At 58.7% G+C, this 14,742-nt stretch carries 12 protein-coding genes and 1 pseudogene; 6 read left to right on the top strand and 7 right to left on the bottom strand.

Annotated features, from left to right (window positions below; translation table 11 throughout):
* The first annotated feature begins 23 nt into the window (after positions 1 to 23).
* Complete coding sequence (locus tag FPZ52_RS00615; RefSeq protein ID WP_146362726.1) at positions 24 to 950, top strand: ABC transporter ATP-binding protein; 927 nt, start codon at positions 24 to 26, stop codon at positions 948 to 950.
* Positions 947 to 1,708, top strand: a complete 762-nt coding sequence (locus FPZ52_RS00610; protein ID WP_146362724.1) for an ABC transporter permease — start codon at positions 947 to 949, stop codon at positions 1,706 to 1,708. The genes FPZ52_RS00615 and FPZ52_RS00610 overlap by 4 nt, the downstream gene beginning before the upstream one ends.
* Positions 1,709 to 2,020: 312 nt before the next feature.
* Here the strand turns inward: FPZ52_RS00610 and FPZ52_RS00605 are convergent, their stop codons facing one another.
* The 5 genes and pseudogenes from FPZ52_RS00605 to FPZ52_RS00585 all read right to left on the bottom strand — a co-directional run bounded on the left by FPZ52_RS00605 (position 2,021) and on the right by FPZ52_RS00585 (position 7,233).
* Positions 2,021 to 2,428 carry a hypothetical protein gene (locus tag FPZ52_RS00605; RefSeq protein ID WP_146362722.1) on the bottom strand — a complete coding sequence of 136 codons (408 nt, stop codon included), beginning with the start codon at positions 2,426 to 2,428 and terminating at the stop codon, positions 2,021 to 2,023.
* Between the two features lie 152 nt (positions 2,429 to 2,580).
* Positions 2,581 to 3,603, bottom strand: coding sequence for a DNA polymerase III subunit delta (gene holA / locus FPZ52_RS00600; protein ID WP_146362720.1), 1,023 nt, complete (start codon positions 3,601 to 3,603; stop codon positions 2,581 to 2,583).
* Positions 3,600 to 4,091 (bottom strand): LPS assembly lipoprotein LptE, encoded by a 492-nt coding sequence (lptE, locus tag FPZ52_RS00595; RefSeq protein WP_146362718.1) that lies wholly within the window; start codon positions 4,089 to 4,091, stop codon positions 3,600 to 3,602. The genes holA and lptE overlap by 4 nt, the downstream gene beginning before the upstream one ends.
* The gene (gene leuS, locus FPZ52_RS00590; RefSeq protein WP_146362716.1) at positions 4,078 to 6,639 is read right to left on the bottom strand and encodes a leucine--tRNA ligase; all 2,562 of its coding nucleotides are present in this window, start codon (positions 6,637 to 6,639) and stop codon (positions 4,078 to 4,080) included. The genes lptE and leuS overlap by 14 nt, the downstream gene beginning before the upstream one ends.
* A gap of 83 nt (positions 6,640 to 6,722) precedes the next feature.
* Positions 6,723 to 7,233: pseudogene (locus FPZ52_RS00585) on the bottom strand (DUF3576 domain-containing protein).
* Positions 7,234 to 7,480: 247 nt separating this feature from the next.
* Between FPZ52_RS00585 and FPZ52_RS00580 the strand changes: the two are divergent.
* Positions 7,481 to 8,455 carry a porin gene (locus tag FPZ52_RS00580; protein ID WP_146362714.1) on the top strand — a complete coding sequence of 325 codons (975 nt, stop codon included), beginning with the start codon at positions 7,481 to 7,483 and terminating at the stop codon, positions 8,453 to 8,455.
* Between the two features lie 235 nt (positions 8,456 to 8,690).
* Positions 8,691 to 9,212 carry a MarR family winged helix-turn-helix transcriptional regulator gene (locus FPZ52_RS00575; protein WP_146362712.1) on the top strand — a complete coding sequence of 174 codons (522 nt, stop codon included), beginning with the start codon at positions 8,691 to 8,693 and terminating at the stop codon, positions 9,210 to 9,212.
* A 6-nt stretch (positions 9,213 to 9,218) separates the two neighbouring features.
* Here FPZ52_RS00575 and FPZ52_RS00570 read toward each other — a convergent pair whose 3' ends face one another.
* Positions 9,219 to 10,589, bottom strand: a complete 1,371-nt coding sequence (locus FPZ52_RS00570; protein WP_146365599.1) for a phosphohexomutase domain-containing protein — start codon at positions 10,587 to 10,589, stop codon at positions 9,219 to 9,221.
* Positions 10,590 to 10,776: 187 nt separating this feature from the next.
* Between FPZ52_RS00570 and FPZ52_RS00565 the strand changes: the two genes are divergently transcribed.
* Positions 10,777 to 12,048, top strand: coding sequence for a nucleotide sugar dehydrogenase (locus FPZ52_RS00565; protein WP_146362710.1), 1,272 nt, complete (start codon positions 10,777 to 10,779; stop codon positions 12,046 to 12,048).
* Complete coding sequence (locus tag FPZ52_RS00560) at positions 12,045 to 13,298, top strand: glycosyltransferase family 4 protein (protein ID WP_240804369.1); 1,254 nt, start codon at positions 12,045 to 12,047, stop codon at positions 13,296 to 13,298. Before FPZ52_RS00565 ends, FPZ52_RS00560 begins: the two co-directional genes overlap by 4 nt.
* Before the next feature lie 6 nt (positions 13,299 to 13,304).
* Here the strand turns inward: FPZ52_RS00560 and FPZ52_RS00555 are convergent, their stop codons facing one another.
* Entirely contained in the window at positions 13,305 to 14,729 is a 1,425-nt protein-coding gene (locus FPZ52_RS00555) for a mannose-1-phosphate guanylyltransferase/mannose-6-phosphate isomerase (RefSeq protein WP_146362708.1), read from the bottom strand.
* Positions 14,730 to 14,742: the final 13 nt, after the last annotated feature.

Raw genomic sequence — 14,742 nt, 5'->3', positions numbered from 1 at the left:
CGACCGGCCCCGAAAGGAATGCCATGCCCCCCATCGTATCGGTTCAGAATCTGGACAAGACCTATGACTCCGGCTTCACCGCGTTGCGCGATGTATCGCTGAACATCGAAGAAGGCGAAATACTGGCGCTGCTCGGCCCCAACGGCGCTGGCAAGACGACCATGATCTCGATCATTTGCGGGATTACGTCCAAGACGGGCGGTACCGTCACCGCAGGCGGCTTCGACATCGATCAGGATTTCCGCAGCGCCCGCGAGATGATAGGGCTGGTGCCGCAGGAAATCGCCATCGATCCCTTCGAAAAGGTGCTGCGCGCGGTGCGTTTTTCACGCGGGCTGCATGGCTGTCCGCCGGATGAAGCCTACTTGGAAAAGCTCCTGCGTAGCCTGTCTCTGTGGGACAAGCGCGACACGAAGATCATCGAGCTGTCCGGCGGCATGAAGCGGCGCGTCCTGATTGCCAAGGCGCTGAGCCACCAACCGCGCATACTGTTTCTGGATGAACCAACGGCGGGCGTGGATGTGGAGTTGCGCAAGGACATGTGGGATGTCGTTCGACGCCTGAAAGAAGACGGCGTGACCATAATTCTGACCACGCACTACATCGAAGAAGCCGAAGCCATCGCCGACCGCGTCGGGGTGATCAACAAGGGGCAGATTCTTCTCGTCGAAGCCAAAACCCACCTCATGGAACGGCTCGGTCGCAAACAGATGGAAATCTATCTGCAGCACCCCCTCCAGACCGTCCCTGACGCTCTGAGCAAGTATGATCTGGAACTCGGTGAAGACGGCGAAACCCTGATCTACACCTATGACACTCAGGCCGAACGCACGGGAATCACAACTCTTCTGTCGGACCTGTCCAATGCAGGCGTAAAACTCAGCGACATCCAAACCCGCAAAAGCACGCTTGAAGAAATCTTTGTCGATTTGGTGAGGGAACAGGCATGAACTACCAAGCTGTCAAATCCATCTACACCTTTGAAATGGCGCGCGCCTTCCGCACGATCACACAGAGCATCGTGTCGCCGGTATTGTCCACGGCGCTCTATTTCATCGTCTTCGGGTCGGCCATCGGATCACGGATGGAAAACATCGAAGGCGTCGAATACGGCAGCTTTATCGTGCCAGGGCTGATCATGCTGTCAGTGCTGACGCAAAGCGTATCCAACGCTTCCTTCGGGATCTACATGCCCAAATTCATGGGCACGATGTATGAACTACTGTCAGCGCCGGTATCCTATCTGGAAATCGTCGTCGGCTATGTCGGGGCGGCGGCCAGCAAGTCGCTGTTGATCGGTGTCATCATCCTGATCACGGCAGGCTTCTTCGTCGATCTGCAAATCGCGCATCCCGTATGGATGATGGTCTTCCTGTTGCTGACCTGCATTTCCTTCAGCCTGTTCGGCTTCATTATCGGCATCTGGGCCAAGAATTTCGAGCAATTGCAGTTGGTGCCACTGCTGATAATCACACCGCTTGTTTTTCTGGGGGGCAGCTTCTATTCGATCTCCATGCTGCCGCCCGTGTGGCAAACGGTGACACTGTTCAACCCGGTCGTCTATCTGATTTCTGTCTTCCGCTGGAGCTTTTTCGGTGTCTCAGATGTGCCTGTCGGGATCAGCCTGTTCATGATCGCGCTGTTCCTTGGGATTTGTCTGACCCTGACTTGGTGGATATTCCGCACCGGATACCGCATACGGACCTGAATTTTATGCCAATCCCGGGGTCAGCCTCTATGAACCCGGGATTGGCCGCCGGTGTGCCGTCTGCTGTAAGGGCCATCCTGAAGGCCAGCGACCGGACCAGGTAGATAATGATGAAATCGGGACCAGCCGGCGCTTGCGGAACCTGTTCGCAGTGCAGACCTGAAACTTGAGTATAGGGCACACTCGCCAGAATAGATGATGGCGAGTGAATTCGTCCTTTCGACATCCCCACAAGCTTAGGAGACTTGGCTACCATGCATGCATGAGGTGAAGAATTGTGTATGACCAACTCACCAACTCAATGCCAGCGCTTCAGGCAAGGATAGGAACGATGTCGCCTATTACACCCCTTATGCGCCCGCGCGCAAATATCCTTTGCACCCTCCTGGTACCGCCAGCCTGAAACCGAACGTCGCGGTACCGGCCGCAATTCCGGGCCTTCCGCGCAACCGTGGGAGCTGAGGCCATCGTCGTGTCTGCATTGACGGTTACGCGCCCATCCAAATCACCTGCCGTCACGAGTTCGCGGATATCGTTGGCTGTAACCGATGTGCGCCGCCCGCGAGCATCCAGCCGCATCGTGATACCCGGTGCAGAGCCCGCCGCCGACACCCCCCTTGTTAAACCGCCCAAGGTCTTGCGCATATCGGGCGTGACGCGGCCGCCAGACTTCGCGACGAAGCCGTTCAACCCAACGCGATAGCCGCCGATCATAATCATCTGTTGCGATCATCGCGTGGTCCTGCAGTTTTATGGCCAACCCTGCACCAATCGCGCCGCTTGCTTCGATGCGACTGTTGCGCGCTAAAAGCGAAGTAAGCGCAATTGATTCGTATTTTCGGATGCTTGGCGAGACGCGGGCAGAAAGAAGGCTATCGCCGCGCTTTGAATGCCAGCCGGATCAGTACGCGTTCGATCATCGCCATTTGTGGCGGCGGATTGGATGAACGCAACGCCAAGTCAGCGTCAAGCAGCATGGCGTTGGCCTCTTCCAGCTTGTGAGCGCCCCAGTTCTGCGCCTGCCGCAACACCTTGTCCCTGCGTGGACCGAAGACAGGCGGGCGCAGCTTCGCAATGCCTTGCTGGGCGCCACCGGGATAGGAGGCAACCGCATGAAGGGTCCGGAAATGTCGGATCGCAGCGATGCAAATCGACACGGGTGCTTGCCCCTGACCTTGCATCCGTTTGAGCAGCGGGCTGATCTTATCGGCGCGCCCCTCGGCGACGACCGTCAGCAAATCGTCCATCTCGGCCTCGACGGAAACGGGTGAAATCGCGGCCACATCTTCTGCAGAAACCGGGGTCGTATCTTCCAGCTTGTAAAGCGACAGCTTCTCCACGGTTTGCCTGAAATCACCGGGGTCAAGCGTATCGGCAAGAGCCACCAAGTCCGCCATGACCGGTTGTGGAACGTCTCGCAATCCAGCTTGACTCAGGGTCTCAGATACCTCGGCTGGCGACGGTGGATCGGCGTAGACGGCCGCGATATAGGCGTTTTGATGACCCTCGAACAACTTCCTGAGCGCAGATCGCGGGGTCAACTGCCCGGCCGTCACGATGATCTGGGCATCGCCTTCCTGCCAGTCATCGACTGCGAGCTTTAGCGCGGGAGCCAAAGAGTCAGGCGCACCATCCACAAAGACGGCACGAGGACCGTCAAAGAAGCCGCGTGCACGTATCGCATCAACGACCGCTGCGGCCTGCCCACGCAGGTCCGCGGACGCAAGCCGGGTGATGCGCATTTCCGCCTCGCCATCCGGGCCAATGATATTGGCGATCACTTGCTGCCGTTTCAGCGCAACGCGCATTGCATCGGGACCATAGATCAGCACGCCCGCCCGCGACAGATCCGGCGCGGCAAAGTAGCGCTGCGCATCGCGGCTGTTCAGTTTCATCGGGTCAGTTCCGGCGCTTTCGAGATGAGATCGGACATGATCTTGTCGGCAAGAATCACGGTCAGGCGGCGGTTGGCGTCACGCTCGGCTGTCAGTGTCGCGACCGTTGTACCGGTGGCGGAGTAGGTCGTGAAACTACTGACCTGCCCGGTGATTATCTGATCGGCGGCCGACTGTTCAACCAGCCGATAGGTTGCACTGCCATGTAACAGGTAGCGATTGGTTTCCTGTTCCTGCGTAATCGCCACGCGTTCCGTGTCAGTGGACAAGCTGAAGGCCAGATTATACTGCGCAACCTTCGGCGGACCGAGGCGTGTCTCCAGCTCCTGCCCCAGAAGAAAGGCATAGCGATCATTCTGCGGGGCGGTGACGACCACGCGACCGTTCAGAGCCGACCCCGCACCACCCGGTCCATAGACGGGGGTGAAGCCGCAGCCCGCGAGGACCACGGCGGCAATCAGAAAATGTCGGCGATCAGACCACGACATTGATGATGCGGCCCGGAACCACGATCAGCTTCTTGGGCTGCCCGCCATTGAGCAGGCGCTGAACGGCGGCGTCCTCAAGCGCCAGCTTTTCGATTTCGTCGCGAGGCAGATCCTTGGCCACGGTCAACTCCGACCGCCTCTTGCCATTGACCTGAATGGGCAGCGTGACCGAATCTTCCACCAGAAGTACGGGGTCGGCCTCGGGCCATGCGGCTGTGGCAACCAGACCTTCACCGCCGAGGGCGGACCAGACTTCTTCGGCCAAATGCGGCACCATGGGCGACATGAGTTGCGCCATGACGCGCATTGCCTGGGCTCTAGCCGAACGCGAAGCTTTGGACTTGGCAATGGTGTTAGTGAAGGCATAAAGCTTTGCGACAGACGTGTTAAAGGCAAACCCTTCGATCCCGTCAGTCACGTCGCGAATAGTCTTGGCCGTTTCGCGGGCAAGCGCCGCATCAGCGGTCATATCAGCGGCCCCTTCCCCGGTGCTGTTGCGGATGTCTTCCGCGATCCGCCAGACCCGCTGGAGGTGCTTGAAGGTGGCCTCTGCGCCTGCGGCAGTCCATTCGACATCGCGCTCGGGGGGGCTGTCGGACAACATGAACCAGCGTGCCGTGTCGGCACCGAAATGCTCGATGATCGCCACCGGATCGACGACGTTCTTCTTGGACTTCGACATCTTGGCCGAAGGAACAATTTCAATCGCCTCGCCCGTTGCCTTCACGGTCTTGCTGTCGCGATCCACCTCTTCGGGCAGATGATAGACCGGGCGGCCCTTTTCATCACGGGTCTGGTAGATCTCGTGCGTGACCATCCCCTGCGTGAAGAGCGCATTGAACGGCTCCCGTGCGCTATCCGGCAGATGCCCGCAGATGTTCATCGCCCGCGCAAAGAAGCGCGAATAGAGCAGGTGCAGAATAGCGTGCTCGATGCCCCCGATATACTGGTCGACATTCATCCAGTAGGCCGCGTCATCGGCATTGGTAGGTGTCGCCGCACGAGGGCTGGTGAAGCGGGCATAGTACCACGAACTGTCGACGAAGGTGTCCATCGTGTCCGTTTCGCGCTTGGCCGCCGCGCCACATTTCGGGCAGCTGCAGTCACGCCATGTCGGATGGCGGTCCAACGGGTTGCCCGGCTTGTCGAAACTCACATCCTCAGGCAGCTTGACCGGAAGGTTTTCCTTCTTCTCCGGCACGATACCGCAGGTCTCGCAATGGATCACCGGAATCGGACAACCCCAATAGCGCTGGCGGCTCAGCCCCCAGTCGCGCAGGCGGTATTGCGTGACGCCCTTGCCCCAGCCGCGGCGTTCGGCGAACGCGATGGTGGCGTCGATGGCTTCGTCACCGGTAGCTTCATCCAGCCCCGCGAAATGGTTGATCCATTTCACCTTTTCGGACTTCATCGGCACGAAAGCGGTATTCTCGACCCTGGCGGGATCATCCAGCGCAACAAAGGTGTCCGTCACCGGCAACCCGTATTTGCGCGCAAAATCGAGGTCGCGCTGGTCATGCGCCGGGCAGCCGAAGATCGCGCCCGTGCCGTAATCCATCAGGATGAAATTGGCGACCCAGATGGGCAGCTCCCACGCCGGATCGAGCGGATGCCGGACGGTCAGCCCGGTATCGAAGCCGCGCTTTTCGGCGGTTTCCAGGTCAACTTCAGACGTGCCGGTGCGGCGGCATTCGGCGTTGAAATCGGCAAGCTGGGCGTTGTCCTTCTCCAGCTCCTTCGCAATGGGGTGATCCGGCGAGATGCCAAGGAAGCTCGCCCCCATCAACGTGTCGGGGCGCGTGGTAAAGACCTCGATTCCCTCCATATCGGCGACCCGTGCGCTCAGCGGGAAAGTCACGCGCATGCCCCTGGACTTGCCGATCCAGTTGGCCTGCATCGTGCGGACTTTTTCCGGCCAGTCTTTCAGATCGTCGAGTGCGTCCAGCAGTTCCTCGGAATAATCCGAGATACGGAAGAACCACTGCGTCAACTCGCGCCGCTCGACCGGAGCACCTGACCGCCAGCCCTTGCCGTCGATGACCTGTTCATTGGCCAGAACGGTCATGTCGATCGGGTCCCAGTTCACGACTGCGTTCTTGCGGTAGACCAGCCCCTTCTCAAGGAAATCGATGAACATCGCCTGCTGCTGGCCGTAGTACTCAGGGTCGCAGGTAGCGAATTCGCGAGACCAGTCGATTGACAGCCCCAGCGGCTTCATCTGGTCGCGCATCACCGCGATATTGTCATATGTCCATTGTCCCGGGTGTCCCCCAGATGCCATTGCAGCATTTTCGGCAGGCATCCCGAACGCGTCCCAGCCCATCGGATGCAGCACGTTATGACCGGTAGACAGCTTATACCGCGCGATCACGTCGCCCATCGTGTAGTTGCGTACATGCCCGATATGGATGCGCCCCGATGGGTAGGGGAACATTTCCAGCACGTAATACTTCGGCTTCGACTCGTCGCGCTTGGCGGTAAATACGTCGGCGCTGGCCCATTGGGCCTGCCACTTGGCTTCGACACTGGCGGGGTCGTATCGGGACATGAAATCGTGATCTTTCGTTCGGACTGCTGCGGGGCCTGCGGCCCGGCTGCGTCAATAGGCCCAGATCCCGCCCGCGTCCAGTATTACAGGTTCTGCGCTTGAATCCGAAGCTGCCGTGCGCGGGTCAGAATGGCGTCTTCGATGGCGCGTGTGGTTTCAGTGCTGGCCGGTCCCGACCGTGTTTGCAGCGCGACGTTCAGCGAACGGGCGTCAAGCGCGGGATCACGGACATAGACGGTCGCGCGGTAGGCCTGACCACCACCGGGGTGGAACGCCGTATCCATAGACCATCACACCCGAAAACGGATCGACGCGCTCCACCGGCATGAAGTTCAGCACATCCTGCGCAGCCGCCCAGATGAACCGATTCACCTCGACCGTCACATTGGGGTCATCGTTATTCTGGAAGATATCCCAAATGGTGGATTCACCGGGCTGCGTGCCGACCCGTCTTTCCGCGCTGGAATAGCTCGCGCCACCGACCGGCGTTGTCTCACCGGGGTTCAGGTTGGGGTTTTGCTGCCCGGAACATGCGGACAAAAGGATACACATAGCGCCTGACACCAGACCGATGCGTTGAATCCGTTTCCTCATATATTCAGCCCCTTCGATACTCCGTGCCAGAACTAGCCCACGCGCCCCGATCAAACAAGTCGGATTGACGCGCCCACCCGCACGGGGCGCCAGCGGCGTCGAACAGACTGTGGCAAAGCTGCACCAATTTTCGCGGAGTTTCCCCCGTCGCGGGCGTCGCGGTTGTTTTTGCCCCCCGATCGGGTGAATTAAAGCCAACTCAATCGGGTGTTCCCGCTTGAGGATCACCTTAACTACGAGGGAAACGATGAAAAAGATTCTTCTTGCTTCGAGCGCCCTGGTCCTCACTGCAGGCTACGCCGCAGCTGATGTGACCGTTTCGGGCGACGGCCGCATGGGTATTGTCTATGCTGAAGACGGTTATGCAAACGCACTGACCGGCAAAACCAAAGACTGGAGCTACAACAGCCGTATCCGTATCAAGTTCGCTGCTTCTGGCGAAACTGATGGCGGTCTGGCTTTCGGTGGTAGCGTTCGCGCCGACCACTACGACGACGACCAAGGCACCAAAGGTACTGCTGGTGACGTGTTCATCTCCGGTGGCTTCGGCAAGCTGTCCATGGGTGACGTTGACGGCGGTGCAGAAAAAGCTATCGGCGACCTTGCCGAAATCGGCTACACCTGCTTGGCCTGCCTGAACGAAACCACCTACCTGTTCGGTGGCAACGACCCGTCCGCTCTGTACGAATACGCGTATGAAGGCCTGATCCTGGCTCTCGGCGTATCCGACGACGAAGAGTACTCGGTCGGTGTCGGCTACGACGGTGGTATGTGGTCCGTTGGTCTGGGCTATGAAAACGTTCCGGAAGGTTCGACGATCAGCCTGATCGACAACGACGAAACCGGACTGACTGCCGATGTTCTTTCCGATGAAGACCTTGAGCAGGTATTTGTCGGCGGTAGCGTCACTTTCTCTGACATCACGCTGAAGGGCGTCTACGGCGTTGTCGATGCTGACGACTGGGAAATCGAACAGTACGGTATCTCCGCTGAAGGCACTTGGGGCGCAACCACGGTTGCTGCTTACTGGCGCGCTCTGGACACCAGCGACATCATGTTCGACGGTGACGGCGACGGTTTTGCAGACGAAGAGTTCGGCAAGATCGAAATCTACGGTATCGGTGCTGAATACGACCTCGGCGGTGGTGCTTCGGTTGCTGGCGGTATCGCTAGCGTCGACGACAACACCATCGGCGACATCGGTCTGAAGTTCTCGTTCTAATCGAACGCGAATCTCTGGCAGGGTGAAAGCCCTGCCAACAAGCCCCGGCCCCTGGCCGGGGCTTTTCTTTTGGAACGCGCATATCCCTGTTTCCTGCAGGTCCCAACAAGGGCAGGATTTCATGTATTTGCAACTTCCCTCAAAGCATGTAGCTTTCCCTTTCGTAAGATTTTGTTTCAGTTAGCTATTGCGTTGCTCCAAGAGCGGAGTAACCAAGGATCGGAGACCTGTGGCGATGCGCGATGAACTTCCTGCCGACACCAATGCAGACCCTGCCGCGCGCACGACATCACCGGTTTCAGCCAATATGCCAACGCTCGGTGAAATCGGGCTGCAACGCTACGCCCCCTACCTGATGAATCGGATCATGGGGCTCTATAACGCTTCGGTTCTGGCGGAACTAAACCGACATGGCATAAGCATCGCAAAATTGCGCGCATTGGCGGTGCTTTCGGCCAGACCCGGGCTTATGATCAATGAACTGGCCGTGTATTGCGTGATCGAACAATCGACGATGAGCCGCACGCTTGCCAGTATGCTCAACGAAGGTCTGATCCGCAGACAGGATGACACCGAAGACAACCGTGTACGTCGCATCTACCTGACCGACAAAGGGCGCGAGGTTTTCGAACATCTCTGGCCGGCCATGGCGTCTGCACATCAGGATCTGTTCGAAGGCATCAACGAAGCCGAGCGGGACGCCTTTGTGACAACGCTGAACCGAATGCTGCTGAACGTCAGAAAGCATCCTTTCTGAACGCCATCAGCCGGTTTGCGTAAGCAGCGTCGACAATTCATCGACCTTTTCGGCCAATAGGTCACGGTCGCCGCGGGTTTCCACGTTCAGTCGAATGACGGGCTCCGTGTTGGACTGACGCAAGTTGAAGCGCCAATCGGCAAAGGCACAGCTCAGACCGTCCAGTCGATCAACATCCAATGCATCTGGCACAAATTGCGACTCGACACGGGCGACGGCAGCCACAGGATCGTCCAAGCGGAAGTTCATCTCGCCGGATGATGGAAAGCTTTTCCGCATATCCGCCACGATTTCCGACAGGGGCTTGCCCGAAATACTCATGCGCTCGACCATCAGTAGCCACGGAACCATCCCGCTGTCGCAATACATGAAGTCCCGGAAATAGTGATGCGCGGACATCTCACCGCCATAGATCGCGTCCACTTCGCGCATCTTTTCCTTGATCAGCGCATGGCCGGTACGCGACACGACCGCTTCTCCGCCGCCAGCCTGGACAATCGCCTGGGTGTTCCATTGAACTCGGGGATCATGAACTATGCGAGCCTTGTCTTCCTTTGTCAGAAACGCGGCCGCCAGCAAGCCGACAATGTATTCACCGTCCACGAAGGCGCCAGTCTCATCGAACAAGAAACAGCGGTCGAAGTCTCCGTCCCAGGCAATACCAACATCCGCCCCTGTCGCCACAACCGCGTCTCCGGTCACGGGGCGGTTCTCCGGAAGCAGGGGGTTCGGGATGCCATTCGGGAAACTTCCGTCGGGTTCGTGGTGCAAGCGTTCGAACGTGAGAGGAACGCCGCGGTCTTTCAGCTTGCGTGCAATCGCGTCAAAGGTCGGACCCGCCGCCCCATTACCGGAATTGACGGCGATCTTCAGCGGCTTAAGCGCCCCCAAATCTGCAAAGGAGAGCACGCGCTGCACATAGGCGTCCCGAGGCGTTTCCCGCTGCACATCGCCACGCTTGGCCGCGACCGGCAACGCCCCCCGTGCGACCATATCATGGATGTCCTGGAGCCCGCTGGCGCGCGAAATCGGACGTGCCCCCTGCCGCACCATCTTGATGCCATTGTCATCAATCGGGTTGTGCGATCCCGTAATCATCAGCCCGCCAACCGCTTCGAAGTGATCTGTTGCGAAATAGACCTCTTCCGTCCCGCATAGCCCGATGTCGATGACATCCGAGCCGCCCGCACGCAGCCCTTCGATCACTGCGGCTTGCAACTCCGCGCTGCTGGTCCGCGCATCACGCCCGACCACGGTCAAACCCGTCCCGATCACCGCAGCAAACGCGCGTCCAACGCCAAAGGCGATATTCGCGGTCAAATCATCTCCGACGCGACCACGGATGTCATAGCTTTTGAAGCAGGTGAGTTCGGTCATCTTGGTCCCGGCAGCTTTTGAACAGATACCTTCCCAATAACGCCCCTCATGTGCCGATGTCACGCCGATCATCAACATGAGGTCAAAGGGTAACGTAAGGGGCACTTTTATCGCTCCGCGCATTGCCAACGGGGGGCAAATGCGTAATCACACGCGTATGCGAATTAAGGCGCCAGGGCCTAGTATTATGAAAGTTATTGTTTTCGGTTTGGGTTATGTCGGATTTACGGCGATGTGCTGCATCGCGCGATCCGGCCATAAGGTTGTCGGCATCGATATCAGCGAAAAGAAGGTCCGTGCAATCCTGAAGGGACAGGCCCCGATCATCGAGCCGCAGGTGCAGGATATGCTGCGTGATGGCCTGGAAAAAGGACTGATCGACGCTGACACCGAAATCTCATCACACCTGGATGACGCCGATCTTGCCATCGTTTGCGTTGGGACACCTTCCGCACCCGATGGATCGCACAACATGGGGTTCATCGCGGATGTATCGCGTCAGATTGCTGCGGCCTTGTCCGCAAATCGCGCCGCACCGCTGACGGTGGCCTACCGCTCGACCATCCGGCCGGGAACGATCGAGGAGTTGATCCTTCCGGTGTTCCGTAGCGCCTTGGGCGATACCGAGGCGGACAGGCTCGTTACACTCGTCTACAATCCGGAATTCCTGCGTGAAGGGTCCGCTGTGGACGACTACTTCGCGCCGCCGAAGATTGTCATCGGTACACGGGACGGCCAGCCGAATGTCGCGATGGAGGAGTTGAATCGCGGGATCGACTCGCCGGTGTTTCACGTAGGCTACCGAGAAGCTGAATTCACCAAATTCATGGACAACACGTGGCACGCGGTGAAAGTCGCATATGCCAATGAAATCGGGAGGGTCTGCCTTTCTTTGGGGATCAGCGCCGCCCAGGTCCATGACATTTTCAAATCGGACACGAAACTGAACATCTCGCCTTACTACACACGTCCGGGTGGCGCATTCGGCGGCTCCTGCCTGCCCAAGGATGTGCGTGCGCTGCAATATCTCGGCGGCGACAGCGGGACGAACATGCCGCTTGTGGACAGCCTGTTGCGATCCAATGAGGCACACAAGCACCGCCTGTTCGAATACGCCATCCATGGATTGAAGCCCGGCAGCAAGGTTCTGCTGGCGGGCGTCGCGTTTAAGGCCGGCACCGATGACCTGCGCGAAAGTCCCAATGTTGATCTGGCACGCAAACTGTTGACGGCGGGTTATGAACTGGACATCTATGACCCCGCTGTGGTCGCGGATCAACTGGTTGGCGCGAACCTGGGCTATGCCTTCTCGCATCTGCCGACCTTGCAACGGATGCTGGTGGACCGTGAAACAGCGGAAAACCGCAACTATGACCGGATTATCGCGACGAACGCGACGGTGAAGGATCTGACACTCCGTGCCGACGCCGATATTCGCGATCTGGGAACGCTGCCATGACCCCGAATGCGGCTGCCTCCACTGAAACCGCAATGCCTAATCTGGAGCGTGTCTCGCTTGAAAAGCCACTGGCCGGGCGGAAAATCCTGATCATCGTCGAGAACCTGCCTTTGCCCTTTGACCGGCGGGTCTGGCACGAGGCACGCACACTGACCGCCGCCGGCGCTCAGGTCAGCGTGATCTGCCCGACCGGGAAGGGATATGAAAAACGCTACGAGGAAATCGAGGGCGTCCATATCTACCGCCACCCGCTGCCCGTCGATGCGAAAGGGACGGCAGGGTACCTGCTGGAATACGGTGCCGCGCTGTTTCACGAAACACGGCTGGCATGGAAGATACTGCGCCGCCAGGGCTTTGACACCGTTCAGGGTTGCAACCCGCCCGATCTGATCTTTCTAGTGGTCTGGCCGTTCAAGCTGATGGGTCGGCGCTACATTTTCGACCATCACGACATCAACCCGGAGCTATACGAAGCCAAGTTCGGCAAGCGCGGCTTCTTCTGGCGGCTAATGCGGATCTTCGAATGGTGCAATTTCAAATCCGCCAATGCTGTCATTTCGACAAATGAAAGCTACCGCCGAATTGCAATAGAGCGCGGCGGCAAAAAGCCCGGCGATGTGTTCGTGGTGCGATCCGGCCCAGATCTGAACCGTCTGAAGATCATGCCGGCGAACCGTAAACGGCTCAACGGACGCCGGCATATGGTGGGCTATGTCGGTGTGATGGGCGATCAGGAAGGGATCGATCTGTTGCTGGAAGCCGCCCGTGAGATCGTATTCGACATGAAACGCGACGTTCAGTTCGTGCTTGTGGGGGGCGGGCCGGCCTTGGACAGCCTGAAGGTGCAGGCGGCGAAGATGGGGCTGGATAACCACGTGACATTCACGGGCCGCGCCCCTGACGATGACCTTTTCGAGGTGCTTAGTACCGCCGATATCTGCGTGAACCCCGATCGCGTCAATCCGATGAACGACAAATCGACCATGAACAAGATCTTGGAGTACATGGCCTTTTCCAAGCCGATCGTTCAGTTCGAGGTCACCGAGGGCCGCTTTTCCGCGCAGGAGGCGTCGCTATACGCGCGGCCAAACGACACGCATGATATGGCACGGAAAATTGTGTCCCTTCTGGACGACCCGGAGCAGTCCGCGAAGATGGGCCGCATTGGGCGGGCGCGCGTCGAGAACGAGCTTGGCTGGGACTATCAGGTAGACACGCTGATTGCTGCGTATCAGCGTGTCCAGGCGTAAATTGCCTTAGGCGCGGTTGTAGATATCTTCATACCGCACGATGTCGTCTTCACCGAGATAGCTGCCGGTCTGCACCTCGATCAGGTGCAGATCGACCTTTCCGGGATTTTCCAGCCGGTGAACCGTGCCGATGGGAATGTAGACAGACTGGTTCTCGCAAACCAGCTGGACCTCCTCCCCGATGGTGACATTCGCACTGCCTGCCACCACAACCCAGTGCTCCGCGCGATGAACATGGGATTGCAGCGATAGCTGTCGTCCTGGCGGAACCATGATCTGCTTGACCTGAAAACGTTCGCCCAAGGCCAACGTTTGATACCAACCCCAAGGACGGTAGCAGCGAGGGAAGGTTTCCGCCTGTGGCACGCCCTGGTCTTTCAAGCGCTGGACCGCCACTTTGACCTTCTGAAGATCGCTCATATCGGCCACAAGGACGGCATCCCCCATCGCGACCACAGCCGTGTTTTCGAGGCCGACGCCAACCAGATGCGGGCCGTTTTCCTCGGATCGCAGCAGCGTGTTGTGACAGTCCAACTGAGTCACGGCACCGCTCTTCGCCACGCCATGGGCGTCAGGCATCATCTCATGCCACACCGCATCCCACGCCCCCAGATCAGACCAGCCGCAGTCGACCGGAACGGTACTGACATTGTCGGCCGTTTCCATGACTGCATAGTCAATGCTGTCCTCGGGGGTTCTAGCGTACGCCGCTTCGTCCAACCGGATGAACCCCAGATCGGGGCGGGCGTTGTCCACGGCTTCGCGGCACGGCCCGACCATACTAGCTGAACACGTCTCGAACGCAGCGATGATGTCACGGACACGGAACATGAAGATGCCCGCATTCCACATATAGCGGCCTGACGCGAACATTTCTGCCGCGCGGCTTGCGTCCGGTTTCTCAACGAAGTGCGTGACCGGAACTGCATGAGCACCGAAGCTATCTGGTGCGTCGTCGAGTTCCAGATACCCATATCCCGTTTCCGCTCGTGCAGGCTTGACCCCGAAGGTCACGAGCCGCCCCTTCCGCGCCGCATCGGCCCCGGCGTCGAGCGCCTGATGATAGGCCTGCACGTCACGGATCACATGATCAGACGGCGCAACCAGCATCACGTCCTCTCCGCAGCCTTCTGAATCCAGATACAACGCCGCACTGAGGATTGCCGGGGCAGTGTTTCTGGCCTCGGGTTCCAAAATAATGGTCGCCTTCTCGATTCCCAAGGCAGACAGCTGCTCAGCAGCAAGAAACCGGAAATCCGAATGGCTCAGGATAACAGGCTGCGCGAAGCAATCACCCGAAGCACGTCGAACCGACGCCTGAAACAGGCTTTCCTCTCCGAAGATTCTGGCGAATTGCTTTGGGTAGTCCTTGCGGGACAAGGGCCAAAGGCGCGTTCCCGAACCTCCACACAAAATAACAGGATGAATCATACTGGCTGGGCTG

Origin of the sequence: Qingshengfaniella alkalisoli (genome assembly GCF_007855645.1) — a bacterium.
GTDB lineage: Bacteria > Pseudomonadota > Alphaproteobacteria > Rhodobacterales > Rhodobacteraceae > Qingshengfaniella > Qingshengfaniella alkalisoli.
Note: the sequence above shows the minus strand (reverse complement) of the source record. Positions and strands in the feature narration are given on the sequence as shown.